Source organism: Devosia sp. Root436 (assembly GCF_001426345.1).
Lineage (GTDB): Bacteria > Pseudomonadota > Alphaproteobacteria > Rhizobiales > Devosiaceae > Devosia.
The window spans coordinates 19,394-37,056 of record NZ_LMEM01000013.1; the positions used below are offsets into that span (position 1 = coordinate 19,394).

At 63.9% G+C, this 17,663-nt stretch carries 16 protein-coding genes; 11 read left to right on the forward strand and 5 right to left on the reverse strand.

What is annotated here, in order from left to right; translation table 11 throughout:
- Positions 1-6: 6 nt before the first annotated feature.
- From ASD04_RS14805 to ASD04_RS14820, 4 genes are all read right to left on the reverse strand, one after another.
- Complete coding sequence (locus tag ASD04_RS14805) at positions 7-786, reverse strand: SDR family NAD(P)-dependent oxidoreductase (protein ID WP_056258532.1); 780 nt, start codon at positions 784-786, stop codon at positions 7-9.
- A 49-nt stretch (positions 787-835) separates the two neighbouring features.
- A complete protein-coding gene (locus ASD04_RS14810) occupies positions 836-2,266 on the reverse strand; it encodes a M81 family metallopeptidase (protein WP_056258535.1) in 1,431 nt (476 codons plus the stop codon).
- Positions 2,266-3,453 (reverse strand): MFS transporter, encoded by a 1,188-nt coding sequence (locus ASD04_RS14815; RefSeq protein ID WP_056258538.1) that lies wholly within the window; start codon positions 3,451-3,453, stop codon positions 2,266-2,268. Before ASD04_RS14815 ends, ASD04_RS14810 begins: the two co-directional genes overlap by 1 nt.
- Before the next feature lie 166 nt (positions 3,454-3,619).
- Positions 3,620-4,111: a hypothetical protein gene (locus ASD04_RS14820; protein ID WP_056258540.1), complete on the reverse strand. Its 492-nt coding sequence runs from the start codon at positions 4,109-4,111 to the stop codon at positions 3,620-3,622.
- A gap of 92 nt (positions 4,112-4,203) precedes the next feature.
- Between ASD04_RS14820 and ASD04_RS20010 the strand changes: the two genes are divergently transcribed.
- The 8 genes from ASD04_RS20010 (at position 4,204) to ASD04_RS14855 (ending at position 13,386) form a co-directional block, all read left to right on the forward strand.
- Positions 4,204-4,338: a hypothetical protein gene (locus tag ASD04_RS20010; protein WP_280137679.1), complete on the forward strand. Its 135-nt coding sequence runs from the start codon at positions 4,204-4,206 to the stop codon at positions 4,336-4,338.
- A gap of 150 nt (positions 4,339-4,488) precedes the next feature.
- Entirely contained in the window at positions 4,489-5,643 is a 1,155-nt protein-coding gene (locus ASD04_RS14825; protein WP_056258541.1) for a Gfo/Idh/MocA family oxidoreductase, read from the forward strand.
- Between the two features lie 10 nt (positions 5,644-5,653).
- The gene (locus ASD04_RS14830) at positions 5,654-6,538 is read left to right on the forward strand and encodes a sugar ABC transporter permease (protein WP_056258543.1); all 885 of its coding nucleotides are present in this window, start codon (positions 5,654-5,656) and stop codon (positions 6,536-6,538) included.
- Positions 6,539-6,648: 110 nt separating this feature from the next.
- On the forward strand, positions 6,649-7,491 hold the full coding sequence (locus ASD04_RS14835; protein WP_056259263.1) for a carbohydrate ABC transporter permease: 843 nt from the start codon (positions 6,649-6,651) through the stop codon (positions 7,489-7,491).
- Between the two features lie 117 nt (positions 7,492-7,608).
- Positions 7,609-8,823 carry a sugar ABC transporter substrate-binding protein gene (locus ASD04_RS14840; protein ID WP_056258546.1) on the forward strand — a complete coding sequence of 405 codons (1,215 nt, stop codon included), beginning with the start codon at positions 7,609-7,611 and terminating at the stop codon, positions 8,821-8,823.
- A gap of 197 nt (positions 8,824-9,020) precedes the next feature.
- Positions 9,021-10,097: a sn-glycerol-3-phosphate ABC transporter ATP-binding protein UgpC gene (gene ugpC / locus ASD04_RS14845; protein WP_056258548.1), complete on the forward strand. Its 1,077-nt coding sequence runs from the start codon at positions 9,021-9,023 to the stop codon at positions 10,095-10,097.
- A 210-nt stretch (positions 10,098-10,307) separates the two neighbouring features.
- Positions 10,308-11,174: a MurR/RpiR family transcriptional regulator gene (locus ASD04_RS14850; RefSeq protein WP_056258550.1), complete on the forward strand. Its 867-nt coding sequence runs from the start codon at positions 10,308-10,310 to the stop codon at positions 11,172-11,174.
- Between the two features lie 199 nt (positions 11,175-11,373).
- A complete protein-coding gene (locus tag ASD04_RS14855) occupies positions 11,374-13,386 on the forward strand; it encodes a beta-N-acetylhexosaminidase (RefSeq protein ID WP_056258553.1) in 2,013 nt (670 codons plus the stop codon).
- Between the two features lie 205 nt (positions 13,387-13,591).
- Here the strand turns inward: ASD04_RS14855 and ASD04_RS14860 are convergent, their stop codons facing one another.
- Positions 13,592-15,052, reverse strand: coding sequence for a M81 family metallopeptidase (locus ASD04_RS14860; RefSeq protein ID WP_056258556.1), 1,461 nt, complete (start codon positions 15,050-15,052; stop codon positions 13,592-13,594).
- Positions 15,053-15,252: 200 nt separating this feature from the next.
- On the opposite strand from ASD04_RS14860, the gene ASD04_RS14865 reads away from it, so the two are divergent.
- The 3 genes from ASD04_RS14865 to ASD04_RS14875 are packed head-to-tail and all read left to right on the forward strand — an operon-like array spanning position 15,253 to position 17,482.
- Positions 15,253-15,636 carry a RidA family protein gene (locus ASD04_RS14865; RefSeq protein ID WP_056258558.1) on the forward strand — a complete coding sequence of 128 codons (384 nt, stop codon included), beginning with the start codon at positions 15,253-15,255 and terminating at the stop codon, positions 15,634-15,636.
- Between the two features lie 11 nt (positions 15,637-15,647).
- Positions 15,648-16,424, forward strand: coding sequence for an SDR family oxidoreductase (locus ASD04_RS14870; RefSeq protein WP_056258561.1), 777 nt, complete (start codon positions 15,648-15,650; stop codon positions 16,422-16,424).
- Positions 16,421-17,482, forward strand: coding sequence for a D-TA family PLP-dependent enzyme (locus ASD04_RS14875; protein WP_056258564.1), 1,062 nt, complete (start codon positions 16,421-16,423; stop codon positions 17,480-17,482). Before ASD04_RS14870 ends, ASD04_RS14875 begins: the two co-directional genes overlap by 4 nt.
- Positions 17,483-17,663: the final 181 nt, after the last annotated feature.

A 17,663-nucleotide genomic window follows, 5' to 3' on the forward strand; every position in this document is an offset into this window, starting at 1 on the left:
CGTGCCTCACCTGAGCAGCGACTGCCCGCCATCCACATAGACCGGCACCCCGGTCACATGCCGCGCCGTGTCCGATGCCAGGAACGCGATCACATCCGCCACGTCCGCGCTCTTGCCCGGCTTGCCGCCGGTGATGGGTATCTGTCCCTCCGGCCATTTCACCGGAATGGCAACGGACTCCACATTGCGCTTGTCGGTATTGTCCCAGATTTCCGTCTCGATCGCCCCCGGACATACCGCGTTGACCCGGATGCGGTGCCTGCCCAGCTCCAGCGCCAGTTGCTGCGTCATGGCCACCTGCGCGGCCTTGGTCGCCGTATAGGCGGTGGCGCCCGCCGTGGTGAAGGTCCGGTTGCCGTTGATCGAGCTGACGATGACCACCGAGCCGCCCTCGCGCTTCAGATGCGGCACGGCGAAATGCAGCGTCAGATAGGTGCCGCGCAGGTTGATCCTGATCGTCTTGTCCCACTCGTCGGGCGTCAGCTCGTCGATGGGCGCCCACATGCCGTTGATCCCGGCATTGGCCACCACGATATCGAGCCGGTCATAGGCGGCAATGGTCCGCTCCAGGGCCCTCGCCATCTCGCTTTCATCCGAGATATCGGCGTCGATGGCCAGTGCCGTGCCGCCCTTGGCCTGGATCTCGTCGCGCGTTTCGGCGACTTCTTCCATCGTCCGGCTCAACACTGCGACGCGCGCCCCGCCCGCCGCCAGCCGCAGGGCCGTCGCCTTGCCGATGCCCGATCCGGCGCCCGTCACCAGCGCCACCTTGCCTTGAAATTCCATGATCACACTCCCGGTGGTTCCTGCCGGAACGCATCGGGACGCGATTAGGTTACGCGCGCTTCGACCACAGCACCTGTGGGCTATACGAAAAATCCCGGTCGAATGGATATTGCGGCACCGATTTGTGCTTGCGCTCCAGCCGTTCCACGAACTGGTCCACCACCCCCGGCGACAGCGCCATCAGGCTCGGATTGGCGATGGGCCCGAGATCGGGCGACAGATAGCCCGACTTTACCACCACGATCTTCGCAGCCTTCGGGTCGAGCCCCAGCCGGGCAAAATCCGTCAGATTGTGGAAGGGCCGCCGCCGCGCCGTCAGCACCAGGTCCACGCCCCCGATCCGCACCACCGCCTCGCGCAGCAGCTCATTGCCGGTTTCAAGCAGGAACATCACTTCGGCTTCGGCCCGCACAGCCTTGCTCGATGGATCAAGGCTCGCCCCGATGCTGAGATCGACCCTCGCACCCACCCCTGCCGCATAGGCCGCGTCCGTCGCGCCCCTGTCGGCAATGCCGGCAAACACCACGCCCTGCGCGTCACGCGCCATCAGCTCGGCCAATACCTCCGCCCGGTCGCCCACGCCGCCACCGGTCGGATTATCCCCCGATTCCGCCAATACGGCCGGCCCGGTCCCCGCCGCCATCGCCCAGCCGGCGCATTCCGCAATGCTTCCGACCTTGGTGCCGAACGCAAACTCCTCGCGGATATCCCAATAGCCCTGCGCCAGGTGCCGCGCCGCCTCCGCCATCGCTGTTCGGTCGGTGCCGGTCACCACCGCGCAGGCCGTGGCCCGCGACTCGTCGGCCCACACATAGCCCACCTGGAACGAGGCGTCCCATATGCCACCAGGGTCCTCCACCGCCTGCAATTGCGCATAGAAACTCCGTGCCGGCTCGTCCTGCGTGCTGGTCTTCTCCCCCGGCAGCAGCACCGGCACCGGCGCCCAGGCCAGCATCGGCTTCTGCCCGGTCTTTAGCGCCCGCACCAGCATGGTCACCGCTCGCCGCATCGTATCCGGCACGTCGATATGCGGCGCCGTGCGGTAGGTGGAAAAGATATCGAGATTGTCGACGATCCTCTGGCTGATATTGCCATGCAGGTCATAGCTCGCCGCGATCAGCACCTCCGGCCCCACCACCGCGCGCACCGCCGCGATAAAGTCGCCCTCGGCATCCTGCATGCCCTCGACGAACATGGCGCCATGCAGCGCCAGATAGACGCCATCGAGCGGCAGGGCCGCCTTGATCCCGTCGAGGATTTCCGCCTTCCAGCGCGCATAGATGCCCCGCTCCACCGGCCCGCCGGCAATGGCGCGGGCATGCAGAATGGTGATGAATTCCGCCGGGAAATGCGTCAGGAAGTCGAAATAGCCGTCCTTGAGCATCGCCGGCCCGCGCAGCACGCGGAAATCGGCCTCGCGAGCGAGGACGGGATTATAGGTGCTGCATTCGGTATGCAGCCCGGCAACGGCGATGCGCATCAGAGCACTCCGGGAATTTCGGCTTCAGGATTGGCGGCGGGCGCCCGCTGTTTCGTCGCCAGCCGCCCGGTGAGCAGCAGGCTCACCAGCAAAACCGGCACCAGGCACGCAATGCCCAGCCGCATGTCGAAATGCTCGGCCACGAAGCCGATCACCGGTGGCCCGACCAGAAAGCCCAGCAGCGCGACGAAGCTCAGGATCGCCACATTGGCCGAAGCCGTGCGGTCGGTCAGGCTTGCCGCCGCCGTCACCGCCAGCGGGAAGCCCACCGATACCCCGAGCCCGATAATGGCAAAGCCGAACAAGGCCACCGGCGTATTGGGCGCGATAAAAAGGATTGCCGCGCCCGCCACTGCCAACACGCCGCAGATGCGCGCCGTATTGACCGCGCCGAACCGCTTCTTGAGGCTGTCGCCGCCGAACCGCCCGGCCGCCACCATCATGGCGAAGACCGAATAGCCCAGCCCGACTATGCCGCTCTCGGCCCCCAGCGCGTCGCGCAGGAAAATCGCCGACCAGTCGGCCATGGCCCCCTCGGTCATGGTGATGCCGAAGACGAAGAAGCATATGCCCAGCAGCGCCCAGCTCGGCAGCGCCCAGACCGAGCGCTGCTGCTCCTGCCGGGGCGCTTCCGGCGCGAAGACGGGCAGGGCGTTGGAGACCACAAGCGCCACCGGCAGCACCACCAGGGCGACCAGCGGAATCGCCCATCTGGCCTCCAGCCCCAGCGCGGCAAGGCCGGAGCCCATCAGGCTTCCCACCATGATGCCGACCGACCAGAAGCCGTGCGATGTCGTCATGATGACCGAGCCGGTCGCCTTCTCCACCGCGTCGGCCTGCACATTGAGCCCCAGCTCGACAAAGGAAATGGTCGATCCCGCCAGCATCAGCGCCACGAACAGCATCGCCGGATTCAGGGCAAAGGCGGGCAGGCTCGTGGCGATGGAATAGAGTACGAAGCCGCAAAGGATCGCCATGCGCGGCCCGATCCTGCCCACCAGCGGCCCGGCAAAGGGCAGCGTCAGCAGCGTGCCGCAGGGCAGCCCCAGCAGCGCAATCGCCAGCCCCTGCGGCCCCAGCCCCAGCGCCTGCTGCACATCCGGAATCCGCGGCAGCCACGACCCGAAGGCGACGGGCTGCAGAAAGAAGACCAGCATGGTCAGGCGTTGCGGAGAAAGAAAGGACATCGGTTGTCTCTCGGCGAATCTGAATTTAGCGGTTTTCCCCTTCTCCCCTTGAGGGAGAAGGTGCCCGAAGGGCGGATGAGGGGTGTCGGACTCTCCCTACGCTCAGAGGCATGGGTGAGCGCAGCACCCCTCACCCGGTTCTTCCGCTGAAGAACCACCCTCTCCCTCAAGGGGCGAGGGAAACACCCATCGGATAGGGCAGATATCCCGCAAACCCCGTCAGCTTCCACGCCCCGTCCACCTTGCGCAGGAAATACAGCGTCTGCCAGTTCAGCACGTCCTTGCCGCCATCGCGCAGCCTGATCTCGCCATCGAATTTCTTGTGCGCGATGGCGATGTCGCCGTTGATCTCGATCTCGGTAAGGCGCGTCGCGCGGTGGATGCCCTCCAGCACGTCCTCGGCATAGTCCAGCTTCTGGCTCTCCTGCGCCTGGCGGATCCAGTCGTCGCGATAGGCTTCCAGCGTCGGAAAGCTGATGCGCCATTCATCGGGATTGCCGGATTTCTTGCCGTTGATGCCCAGGAACCCCTCCTTGATGAAGTCGCCATCGACCATGCTCCAGTCGGCGGCGACGAAGGCGGCGATGTCGCGTTCCACCAGCATGGTCCAGATGGCGCCCCGGTCGGGATCGTTGGGGAAAGGGTTGGTATGGCTCATGAAAGCTCTCGTGGGTTTCCGGTCAGGCGGCAAGCCGGTCGCGGCCGCCCTATGAACTATTTGTGTTCTAAATTTTCATTGGTGTCATCACCATGAAAGCCGCCATTGGGGCCCAGATGAATACCAATTTGGGCATGCTGCCCGTTTCCGTGACGCTTGTCCACACCGGAAAAGACGGTGAACTCGATATAAACGCCCAGAAATGCAGCAAAATGCCGCCGCTTTGAGCAAATTTCAGGGGTGGCTTAAATTGGTATTGAAAGTGTGACGGATTCGTGTTGACATTGCTTTCGGAACGATCCTAATCTTGAAAATCGTTTACAGAATACCACACCAATCCGGAAGAGATTGGCGGTCTAAAAACAGGGACGGACAGCATGCGGGTAGGCATTATCGGCCTCGGATATCGTTTGGGCTATTTGGCGCGGGTCTTCTCCGCTGCCCGCCCCGACTTTTCCGTTGCCGGCTATGTCGATCCCGCCCCGGCGGGTCTTCCCTATACGGTCGAGCACGGCATTTCGGTCGGCAAGGCCTATGCCTCGCTCGAAGCTTTGCTCGACAATGAAGAGCTGGATTTGCTGATGGTGGGTTCGCCCAATCATCTCCATCTCGAGCACATCCGCATCGGCCTCGAGCGCGGCAAGAAGATTTTCACCGAAAAGCCTGTCGTGACCACGGTCGAGGAGACCATGGAACTGGCAAAGCTCATCGCCCGATACGGCTCCGACAACCTGATGGTCGGCCTGGTGCTGCGCTATGCCCCGCTCTATGTCGACCTGCGCAAGGCCCAGGCCGATGGCATGCTGGGCGATATCACTTCCATCGAGGCCTCCGAGCACATCCCGCCCTATCACGGCGCCTTCTTCATGCGCGACTGGCGGCGCTACGAGCGCTATTCGGGCAGCTTCATGCTGGAAAAGTGCTGCCACGACCTCGATCTCTATAACGGGGTCATGGGCTGCCGCCCGCATTATGTGTCCAGCTTCGGCGGCCGCCGTACCTTTGTTCCGGCCAATGCGCCGCAGAATCTGGGCGTCAACGACCTTGAAGTCTATCACCGCAAGCCAAGCGGCTGGCAGGGCAGCGACAAGGTCTTCGACAGCGATGGCGACATCATCGATTACCAGACGGCCATCGTGCAATACGCGAACGGCGCCGCGCTGACCTTCCACACCAATCTCAATGTCCCCGACGACTTCCGCCGCTTCGCCGTGATGGGCGCGCAGGGCATGGCCGAGGGCGACTTCATCCGCAATTTCCTGCGCGTCACCGACAGCCGCACCTCCGACCGGCTGGTCGATGCCACCTACAAGACCTCGGGCCTCAGCCAGCATTACGGCGCCGACGAGCAGATGGCCGAGGATATTCTTCTGCACATGATCGAGGGCGCGCCACTCCCCGTATCGGTGACCGATGCGCTCGAAGCGGGACTTCTGGCCCTCTCCATGGACCAGGCGATGCGAACCCGCTCGGTTATCGACATGAGCCCGATCTGGCAGCAATTCGACGCTGCCCTCGGCCGAGCGAACTGAGGAGACCGAGATGACCAGCACCCGTAGCGCTTCGATCTTCGCTTTCGCCCTGCTGGCTCCGGCTCTGCTCTACATCATCGGCATCGTCGCCTATCCGCTGGTCGATACCATCAATCTCAGTTTCACCAATGCGGCCCTGCGCCCGGCCTATGACTGGGTCGGCTGGGCGAACTACGACAAGATTTTCAAGGCCAATTTCTCCGAAGTCATCATCCGCACCGTGATCTGGACCTTCTTCTCGGTCTCCATAAAGATGATCATCGGCACCTGTGGCGCCGTTCTGCTCAATGCCGCCGTGCCCGGCCGTGCCTTGTTCCGCATCCTCACCATGCCGCCCTGGATCGTCCCCATGGCCATCGGCATCTTCATGTGGGGCTGGATGTATAATGGCCAGTTCGGCATGATTTCCGGCCTCCTGCAGAATTTCGGCATCGTCGACAAGCCGGTCGCCTGGCTCGCCTATGGCAATACCGCCTTCTGGGCCACCATCGTCACCGACGTCTGGATCGGCGTGCCGCTGGTCACCATCTACCTGCTGGCCGCCATGCAATCTATTCCGCGCGATCTCTACGAGGCCGCCTGGACCGATGGCGCCGGCCGCTTCTACCGCTTCCGCCGCATCACCCTGCCGATGATCGTGCCGGCCATGGTCACCATGTCCATGCTGAGCCTGATCGCGACGTTCAACTCGTTCGACATCATCTGGATCCTCACCCGCGGCGGTCCCTCCGGCTCGACCACAACCATGATCATCGACACCTACAAGGTGGCCATCGGCTCCTACAAATATGGCGAGGGCGCCGCCCGCGCGGTGATGATCTGCCTGTTCCTGTCGGTATTCTGCCTCGCCTACTTCCGCGTCGTCGGCAAGATCAACACGGGAGAACGCGCATGACCGTGCAGCCCCTCGATATCGCCGCCGAAAAGACTGCCCATCCGGCCGACGATGCCGCCATGGCGCCTGTCGCGACCAGGAAGGCCAGGGCCGCCAAGGCCGTCCGCCCGATGATCGACCGCTACAAGTGGTACGAATATGTCGCCATCTATGCCGGCATCGCGCTGTTCCTTTTCTTCGTGCTGGCGCCCTTCATCGAAGGCTTCATGGTCTCGCTGAAACCGCTGTCGCGGCTGTTCTCCTCGCCCTACAGCTTCTGGCCCAAGGAAGGCTCGCTCACCGCCTATTTCACCATGTGGGAATCGGTGCCCGGCTTCTGGCGCTATATCGTCAATTCGCTCTTCATCTCCACCGCGGCCACGGTGATCGTGCTCATCATGGTGGTGCCGGCGGCCTATGCTTTCGCCCGCTTCCCGTTCCCCGGCCGCGGCCCGCTGCTGGCGGCGTTCCTGGCGGTCAACATGTTCTCGGGCGCCGTGCTGCTCATCCCGCTGTTCCGCCTGATGCGCCAGCTTGGTCTGCTCAATACCTATTGGGCCATGATCGTGCCCGGCGCGGCTTTCCTCATCCCCTCGGCCATCTGGCTGCTGCGCACCTATATGATGCGCATCCCGCGCGAGCTGGATGAAGCCGCCTGGGTCGATGGCGCCAGCCGCCTCTATACTTTACGCCGCGTCATCCTGCCGATCGCCATGCCCGGCATCGCGGTCGTCGCCATCACCACCTTCATCGGAGCCTATGCGCAGCAGTTCATCTTTGCGCTGACCTTCAACTCCAAGACCGAGTTCATGCCCCTTCCCATCGGCCTCTTCGCCTATTTCGGCCGCCAGGAAGTGGTGTGGAACGAGCTCATGGCCGCCAGCTTCGTCGGCATCGCGCCAGTGCTCGTGCTGATCGTCTTTCTACAACGATATCTGGTTGCGGGCCTCACGGCCGGCGCCGTCAAGACTTAGGCCGTGGCCGGAAACAGGGACTTAGGTTTCCGGGCAACAACGCGGCCCAAGATTCTTGCCCCTCGGGGCGGGAGATACTCGCCCCTCGGGGCAGTGAAGCAAGGGAAGGTAACAAAAATGACTAAAAGCAGGATTCTGGGTGGTGCGGTTGTCGCTCTGCTTGCCTCGACGGCCTATGCCGCCGCGCAGGACCAGGTGATCTCGTTCGTCGAATGTGGCGATACGCCCAGCCCCGTCCACGTCTCCACCATCGAGGCCTGGGAAGCCGCCAATCCCGGTTTCGACGTTCAGGTCGAAGTCGTGGGCTGGGGCCAGTGCCAGGACAAGGTGACCACGCTCGCCGTCGCCGGTACCCCCGTGGGTCTGGCCTATATCGGCTCGCGCGCCCTCAAGCAGCTCGCCTCCAACGATCTCATCGTCGACATGCCGATGACCGATGAGGAAAAGGCCGCTTACTACCCCTACGTCGCCGATACCGTAACCTTCGACGGCACCCAGTGGGGCCGCCCGGTCGCCTTCTCGACCAAGGCTCTCTACTGGAACAAGGATCTGTTCGCCGCTGCCGGCCTCGATCCCGAAGTTCCGCCGGCGACCTGGGCCGACGAGATCGCCGCCGCCAAGGCCATCGAGGAAAACACCGATGCCGATGGCTTCGGCGTTGTCGCCAAGACCTTCGACAATACCATGCACCAGTTCCTGCATTGGGTTTACACCAATGACGGCCTGGTGATCGACGCCGACAATAACATCGTGCTCGACAGCCCGCAGAACCTCGAAGCCATCACGGCTCTGCGCGATATCACCGCCTATGCCGAAGAAGGCCCGACCGCCTACGAGCAGAACGAAGTGCGCGCCATCTTCCTCGATGGCAAGCTCGGCATGATCCATGCCGCTTCCGGTACGCTCAACCTGCTCAAGGACTCGCCGTTCAAGTGGGGCGTTGCCCAGCTGCCGCTCGGCCCGTCCGCCAAGGGTCCCGGCACGCTGCTGATCACCGACTCGATGGCCGTGTTCAAGGGCACCGGTTATGAAGACAAGGCAGTCGATCTCGCCAAGTTCCTCACCAACCCGGAAAACCAGTCGGCCTATGAAGCCGAGCAGGGCCTGACCCCGCTCCGTCCGGGTGCGGCCGTTGACGCGATCATCGCCGCCGATCCGAACTGGAAGCCGTTCTTCGACGGCATCGCCTTCGGTGGTCCCGAGCCGCTGCTGACCGACTATCTCGGCCTGCAGAACGTCATGATCGAGCTGGTCCAGTCCGTCGTGACCGGCCAGGCCGAACCGGCCGCTGCCCTCACCAAGGCCGCTGCCGATCTCGAGCAGTACAAGTAAGGTCTGGTCACCTCTCCCCTGAGGGGAGAGGTCGACCCGAAGGGTCGGGTGAGGGGTTCACTGCCGGTACTCATGCCGAGAGTCTAACCCCTCACCCCAACCCTCTCCCCTCAGGGGAGAGGGAGCGACCGGGCCCCGCTCGGTTCACGGTAACACCTCCCATTCCATGCGGGTGGAGCAGGTTCCAAGGAGTCGATATGTCCCAGCTCAGCCTCAAGCGCGTGGAAAAATCCTTCAACGAAGCCCACATCATCAAGGGCATCGACCTGGAGGTTTCCGAGGGCGAGTTCGTGGTCTTCGTCGGCCCCTCCGGCTGCGGCAAGTCCACCCTGCTGCGCATGATTGCCGGGCTCGAAGAGGTCAGCTCCGGCGAGATCGAGATATCGGGCAAGGTCGTCAACGACCTGCCCCCGGTGCAGCGCGGCATCGCCATGGTGTTCCAGTCCTATGCGCTTTATCCGCATATGACGGTCTACGAAAACATTGCCTTTCCGCTGCGCGTCGAGCGCCTGCCCCAGGCCGAGGTCGACCAGCGCGTCGGCGCCGCCGCCAAGGTGTTGCAGCTCGAATCCCGCCTGCAGCAGCGCCCCGGCACCCTGTCCGGCGGCCAGCGCCAGCGCGTCGCCATCGGCCGCGCCATCGTACGCCAGCCCAAGATTTTCCTCTTCGACGAGCCCCTGTCCAACCTCGACGCCGCACTCCGCTCCGAGATGCGCATCGAGCTGATGGAACTGCACAAGCGGCTGGGCTCCACCATGATCTATGTCACCCACGACCAGGTCGAAGCCATGACCATGGCCGACAAGATCGTGGTGCTCGATGCCGGCGTCATCTCCCAGGTCGGCTCGCCCCTCGAGCTCTACCATCGCCCCGACAATATCTTCGTCGCCGGCTTCATCGGCTCGCCCAAGATGAACTTCATCAACGGCACCGTGACCGCGGCCGACGGCACCTCCGCCACCATCGATATGGGCGCCCTGGGCGCCATCACCCTGCCGCGTCAGTCGCGCGCCATTGCCGGCCAGCCGGTCACGCTGGGCATCCGTCCCGAGCATCTGCATCTGGGCAAGGGCGAGGTCACCTTCACCGTGACGCCCAATATCGTCGAAGAGCTCGGCATCCACACCGTCACCTATTCGACCCTGCCCGGCGGCGAGAATTTCGTTGGCCTGTTCGAGGGCGACCCCGATGTTCCCGAGGGCAAGTCCCACGAGGTGAGCTTCGCGCTCGATCAGGTCCATCTCTTTGACCAGGCAGGGCTGGCGGTCTACTAGGACGTCCTGCGGTGTGAGGCTGCGGCTCTATCCCACCCTCCCCCTTGAGAGGAGGGTAGTGGAGCTAGGCCCGAAGGGCCGTAGCAGAGCTGGGGAGGGTGGCTTTGTGGGCCACACATCGACCCCACCCTCAGTCCTCCCCTCAAGGAGGAGGGAGGCGAAAGCGCCGCCGCTGGTTGCGTGTCAGGACGCGGAATATGAGGGGAAATCATGCTGGACATTGTCGGCCTGCTGCAGACCGAGAAGAACGAGTTCACCCGCTCCGAACGCGCCTTGACCGAAATCGTCCTCGCCGATGTCGATAGCGTGCTCAAGATGAGTATCGTCGATCTGGCCGCCCAGGCTGAGGTGTCCCCGCCCACCGTCACGCGCTTCTGCCGCCGTCTCGGCTGCGACTCCTATGCCGATTTCAAGGTGCGGCTGGCCCAGTCGCGCTTTGTCGGCCAGCGCTATTTCGCTCCGGCCGCCGGCCCGTCGAGCGTGCGCGAAATCGCCCAGGGCGTGGTCAACGGCATCCAGTCGACCATCTATGAAACCTTCGACCATCTCGATTTCGACGCCGTCGAGCGCGCCGCCGAAACCATGGTCAAGGCCAGCTATGTGCTGGCCTTCGGCTCGGGCGGCTCCTCCTCCATGGTCGCGTCGGAAACCGAAATGCGGCTGTTCCGCCTCGGCCTCAAGATCGCCTCCTCCACCGACCATCAGGTGCAGATGATGCGCGCCGCCGCCTCGCCGCCGGGCACCGCCATCGTCGCCTTCTCGCTCTCGGGCAACAACCTGCCGCTGGTCAATGCCATGGCCGTTGCTGGCGAGTATGGCCATACCCGCATCGTCATAACCCGCTCCAACTCCCCCATGGCCGAGCAGGCCGATATTCTGCTGCCCATCGACCGGCGCGACAATCCCGACATATTGCGGCCCACCCCCGGCCGCTATGCGCTTCTTGCGGCGGTGGACATCCTGGCCCAGACCGTCGCCACGCGCCTGGGCTCTCCCGCCGTGGCCAGCATGCGCCGCATCAAGCACCAGCTCGTCGTCAACCGCGACGGCGACGACGCCCAGCCCCTGGGGGATTAGTGATGTATTCCGGGTTTCTTTCCCCTTCTCCCCTTGAGGGAGAAGGTGCCCGAAGGGCGGATGAGGGGTCCCGGGACCATCAATACGCTCGTAGCATGGGATGGCGCAGCACCCCTCACCCGCAAATCCGCTGCACGCGGATTTCCACCCTCTCCCTCAAGGGAAGAGGGGAACCAACATCCAGCCATTTGAGAATTTCATGACCACATCCTTCTCCCTCGTCACCACCTGGACCCCCGCCACCGATGGTGAACCCCTCGGCTACGGCATCGAGCTCACCAATACCGGCGATACGGCCGTCCGCGATTTCCAGCTCGGCTTTTCCGGTCCGGCCCGCATCGATCCCCATGCCACGCTGGAAAACGGCGTCCTGCTCAAGCGCCTCTCCAATCACACGCTGATCGCCCCGCCCGATGGCTTCGTGCTCGAACCCGGCCAGACCTGGAAGTCCACCGCCCGCGGCCTCTCCTACGGCCTGCGCCACTGGAGCGACGGCGCCAATTCCGGCTATGTCGCCCTCGCCGATGGCACCATCGTCACGCTGGCCACCGCCCCCACCCAGGCCAAGGGCCACAACTCCCCCTTGCTCAAGGGCGCCGCCAAATTCCCCGTTCCGGCCAAGGCGCCGGTGCCCGTCTCCATCATCCCCTGGCCCAAATCGGTCGCCACCACAGGCGCCCGAACTGCCCCTCCCGGCCTCGATCTCAAGCCGGTGGGCGATGACGCCACCCGCGCCGCCACGGCCTTTGCCGGCCTCGTTGCCGATCTCTTCCCCGTCGAAGGCATCGTTCGGCCCGCCTCCGAAGCCGGCCTGCCGGTCATCATCCGCCATCGCGCCGGCCTGGGCGTCGAAGCCTATGAAGTCCTCTTTGCCGGCGATGCCGTGACGGTAGAAGCCTCCACGCGCCAGGGCATGTTCTATGGCCTCGTCACCCTGGGCCACATCCTGCGCGGGGCCAGACAATATCCGCAGACCTTCCTCTTCCCCACTGGTGGCACCATCACCGACGAACCCGGCTTCACCTATCGCGGCTGCCACCTCGACGTGGCCCGCCAGTTCTATTCCGGCGCCGAAGTCGGCCGCCTCATCAAGCTGATGGCCTGGAACAAGCTCAACAAGTTCCATTGGCATCTCAGCGAAGACGAGGCCTGGCGCGTTGAGATCGATGCCTATCCCGCCCTCACCGAAATCGGCGCTTGGCGCGGCCACGGCAAGGCCCTGCCGCCATTGCTCGGCTCCGGCCCGCACCCGACAGGCGGCTATTATTCCAAGCCCGTGATCCGCGAGATCGTCGCTTTGGCCGATAGCCTCGCCATCGCGGTCATTCCCGAAATCGACATGCCCGGCCACTTCTACGCCGCCCTGCAGGCGCTGCCCTGGCTGCGCGATCCCGACGAGACCGGCGAATACCAGTCCGTCCAGGGCTTCCCCAACAACAGCCTCAACCCGGCGCACGAGCCGGTCTATGAATTCGTCGAAACCGTCATCGACGAAATGCTCGAGCTTTTCCCCGCGGGCATCTTCCATCTCGGCGCCGACGAGGTCCCACTCGCCGCCTGGTCCGGTTCCCCGCTCGCCCTCGACATGATCGAAAAGCTCGGCGGCCCCGACATGCGCCGCAAGCACGAAAAGCAGTTCAACCAGCTCGGCAACCATGGTGGCGCCGATGAGATCGAGGGCTCCCCCACCGCCCTCATCCAGGCCGCCTTCATCCGCCGCGTGCACGAAATCATCAAGCAGAAGGGCGCCATCACCGGCGGCTGGGAAGAAGCCGCCCATGGCGATGCCGTCGACAAGGACAAGGCCTTCGTCATCGGCTGGCGCAATGTCGAGATCAATGCCGAACTGGCCGAGCGCGGTTACGACATCGTCGTCTCCCCCGGCCAGCGCTACTATCTCGACATGGCCAACGGCCAGGCCTGGGCCGAGCCCGGCGCCGGCTGGGCGGGCTGGTCGGGCCCGCAGGAGACCTATGAGTTCGAAAGCCGCGCCGGCATGTCCGAACAGGGCCTCAAGCACCTGCTCGGCATCCAGGCCTGCATCTGGTCCGAAAGCATGACCGATCGCGCCATCTTCGACCGCCTGGTCTTCCCCCGCCTCTCGGCCATCGCCGAATCCGGCTGGACCACCCCCGAGCGCAAAAGCTGGAACCGCTTCAAGGCCCTCGTTGGCACCATGCCCATCATGTACGGAAACTGGGCTGCGGACTGATATCCACAACTCGGTGTCATCCCGGCGAAGGCCGGGATCCATCCTGATGGTCTTTCAACCATCACCGCGCATTGTACATGTCGGGATGGATTCCGGCCTTCGCCGGAATGACACGGTGGGTTGAACAGCATAGAGGGAGAAGGAAGCCAGATTCACACCCCGCCATCCTCAATGCTAACAGTCTGCTAGCGCATTCGGCCCCCTGCTAACGCGCCCAGGGGTCCTCGACCATCGGCCAGATATCCCGCCGCGCCTTGCGATAGGGCGTCGTCGCCGGCGTATTCGGATAGGGCTTTCCCGCCGCGCAATAGACGATCTCCGAGGCGATCTTGGAGAAGCTGTCGTAGAAGTGGTTGGTCGATTTGATCAGCAGAATCTTCCGCGATGTCGGCTCTATCCCCATCACCGAAAACAGGCTTGGATCAAAGCTCTGCGCTCGCGTCGAGTTGAGGATCACGTCGATCCCGTCAAAGCTGATCCACGCGGCATCGCCGAAGGGCGCAAGGCTCTCCCCGAACCGCATTTCCGCATTGCGCACCAAGCGCTTGACCGTCACCCGCCTGTCGATCGGATTGCCCGTATCGGGCGCCGATTTGGCGCCGAAACGCAGCGGAATTTCCGCCCCTTCCCCGGCCGCGAAACAGATCTGTACCGCAATTGGATCCCAGATCGTGCCCACCGCCACATCCCTTATCCCCCGCGCGATCAGCTCTGCCAGAATGACCGTCGCATCGCCCGCCGTGCCGCCACCGGGATTGTCCCACACATCGGCAATCACCACCGGCCCGCGCGGCGCTGCCATGGCCGCATCCACGGCGGCCGTCTCGTCCACCTGGCTGACCATGAAAGTGCCGCGCATGGAGAACAATTCCCGTCCCAGCTCTTCCGCCAGCCTGTCGCCCCGTGACTTATCCCCGTCGGTCACCGCGATGACCCTGGTGCCCATTTCCGGCACGTCTCCGGCCATGAAGCCGTGGATCACCGACAGGCTCAGCAGCCCCGGCTCGGATTTTTCCATTTTATACAGCTTGTCCACGAAGCCGCGCATCGGCTGCTTGCTGGTGGGAAATACATCGATCATCCGGCAATCGAACACGCTCATGACCGGCGTGATCTCGCCCTTCAGCGCCCGCACCGCGATAGCCCACAGATCCCGCGCCCTGTCGACGAAGTCGATATGGGGGAACTCCTTGAAAACAACGAAGAAATTGGCCGCCGCCACCCGCTTTGCCGTCAGGTGGCTATGCGGATCGAGCTCGGCGCAGACCAGTATATCCGGCCCCACGATCTCCCGCACCCGGCTCAGAAAATCGCCCTCGGGGTCGTCATAGCCCTGCGCCACCATGGCCCCATGCAGCCCCAGCACCACGCCGTTCACCGGCATAGCAGCCTGTAACTGTTCAAGAATTTCGTCGCGCAATGCCTCATAGGTCGCCCGCGCTACTAGCCCCGCCGGGTCCGCCCAGCTGGCGCTGCCCTCGATCAGCTCCCACCCCTCGCGCGCACAGACTTCGCGCCCCACCGTGATCGGCGCCGTGCACAGCGTCGGCGTCGCCGGATGCTCACCCGGCCGCGCATAAAGCGAAGCCTCGAAGGCGCGCTTGTCGATGGCGATGGGCGAAAACGTGTTGGTTTCGGTGGCCAGGGCGGCGGTGAAGACACGCACGGTGCAACTCGCAAGAAAACAGCAGGAAATATGCCAGCATGCCGGAAGCTGCCGCCAGGCACGCTAGCATAGGCCATGCCCGGCAATCACGTAAGAAATTTACATTCGTGACCACAAATTAGGGGCGAAATCGGCGTTCTCCCCCGATAAACTCCACAATTACGAAATTGGCTTTCAGAAATCAGACAAGGAGGACTGCCATGCCCATCAAGCGATATGGTGCCGAAAAAGCCGGCGCCGGCGGCCAGAACCTGCCCTTCGCCCGCGCCGTCGAAGCCGGCGGCTTCCTGTTCGTCTCCGGCCAGGTGGCGATGAAAGATGGGGAAATTCAGGGGGTTGGCATCATCGAGCAGACCCACCTGACGATCCGGAACCTCATCGCCATCCTTGAAGAAGCCGGCTACGGTCTCGAACACGTCGTGCGCTGCGGCGTCTGGCTCGACGATCCCAGAGATTTCTGGAGCTTCAACGCTGTTTATAAAAGCTATTTCGGCGACAACCCACCCGCCCGCGCCGCCGTGCAGAGCCATATGATGGTCGACTGCAAGGTCGAAATCGACTGCGTGGCGTATAAGGGGCCGTAAGAGGAATACCCATGACGCCGTCCCCCTTCCGCCTCGATGGCAAGACCGTCCTCATTTCAGGTGCCGGCGGCGGTATCGGCCAGTCTTTGGTCAAGACCTTCCGCGAGGCCGGCGCCAGCGTCATTGGCGCTGATCGGGAGGCCGCCATGCTCGAAGGCCTTGATCTGGCTGGAAAAATCCTGTTCGACCAGGCCGACCCCAAGGCTACCCGCGCCGCCGTCACCGCCTGGCTCACCACAAATGGCGCGCCTGACGCCGTCGTCTCCAATGCCGGCTTCACCCGCGCCGAGCATCTCGGCCAGGTCGATGACGATGTCTGGGCCTCCGAACTGGCGATCAACCTCAATGGCGCCTACGCCATGACCGACCCCATCGTGTCGGCCATGGCCAAGCGGGGCCGGGGGAGCCTGGTCTTCATCTCCTCGGTCAATGCCCTGGCCCATTTCGGCAATCCGGCCTATTCCGCCGCCAAGGCGGGACTGGTGGCCTATGCCAAGGCCATTGCGGTGGAGCGCGGCGGCGAAGGCGTCCGCGCCAATGTCATCTGCCCCGGCTCGGTGCGCACCCCGGCCTGGGACCATCGGCTTGAAGCCGATCCCACCCTGCTCGACAATGTTCTCCCCCATTATCCCCTGGGGCGTATGGTATTGCCATCGGAAGTCGCCAACGCGGCCTTGTTCTACTGCTCCGACGCGGCTTCGGGGATAACGGGCACCGTGCTGCCGGTCGATGCCGGGCTCACCGCGGGCAATCTGCGTTTCGTCGATGAAGTCTTGAGGGGCAAATGACCGACATTTTCGAACTCGACACCCCCGCCGTCCTTATCGATCTCGACCGCGTCGAGGCTAATCTCGGCCGCGCGCAGGCCTATGCCGACAGCCACGGCATCAAGCTGCGCCCTCATATCAAGACCCATAAGCTGCCCCGCTTCGCCAAGCGCGCCATGGAACTGGGCGCGGTCGGCATCACCGTGCAGAAGCTGGGCGAGGCCGAAGTCTTCGCCGATGCCGGCATCAGCGAAATTTTCCTGCCCTACAATATCATCGGCGCGCCGAAGCTCGCCCGCCTCAAGGCGCTTGCCGCTCGCGTCCATATCAGCGTAACCGCCGACAGCCCCGAAACCGTGGAGGGCCTGTCGCGCACCTTTGCCGGCTCCGCCATCCCGCTCACCGTGCTGGTCGAATGCGATACCGGCATGGGCCGCTGCGGCGTGCAGACCCCTGCCGCCGCCCTCGCTCTGGCCGAAAAGATCGCCAACTCCCCCGGCCTGCGCTTCGGCGGCCTGATGACTTATCCCGCAGCCGGGCAGGTGGAAGCCAATGCCGCCTGGCTCGCCGCCGTCAGGCTGCTGCTGACCACCGCCGGTCTGCCCCCAGCGGTGGTGTCCAATGGCGGCACGCCCGATATCTGGCGCGCCCACGAGGTGGCTGCCGCCACCGAACACCGCCCCGGCACCTATATCTATATGGACCGCTTTCAGGTCGCCAAAGGCGTCGGGAGCTTCGACGATTGCGCCCTAACGGTCCTCGCCACCGTGGTCAGCCGCCCCACCGAGGATCGCGCCATCATCGACGCCGGCTCCAAGGCGCTGACCAGCGACACGCTGGGCATGACCGGCTTCGGCCTGATCGAGGCCTATCCCGAGGCGATCATCTCGGGCCTCAGCGAGGAGCACGGCACCATCGATCTCTCCCATTGCACCAGCAAGCCAAGAATCGGCGAAAAACTCCGCATCATCCCCAACCACGCCTGCGTGGTGAGCAACCTGTTCGACCGGGTGACGCTGATTTCGGGGGGCAGGGTGGTGGAGACGGTGAAGGTGGATGCGCGGGGCAGGGTGGATTGAGGGCCTTCACCAACCACGGTGTCATCCCGGCGAAGGCCGGGATCCATCCTGAGGTCCTTCCGCGTCTAGGGTAGGTCAGTCATCTCAGGCTGGATTCCGGCCTTCGCCGGAATGACACGGTGTTTGTAATACCACTTTGAAGCCACTTTGAAGGGTTTCAATACCTCTTTGCGGCCAAACC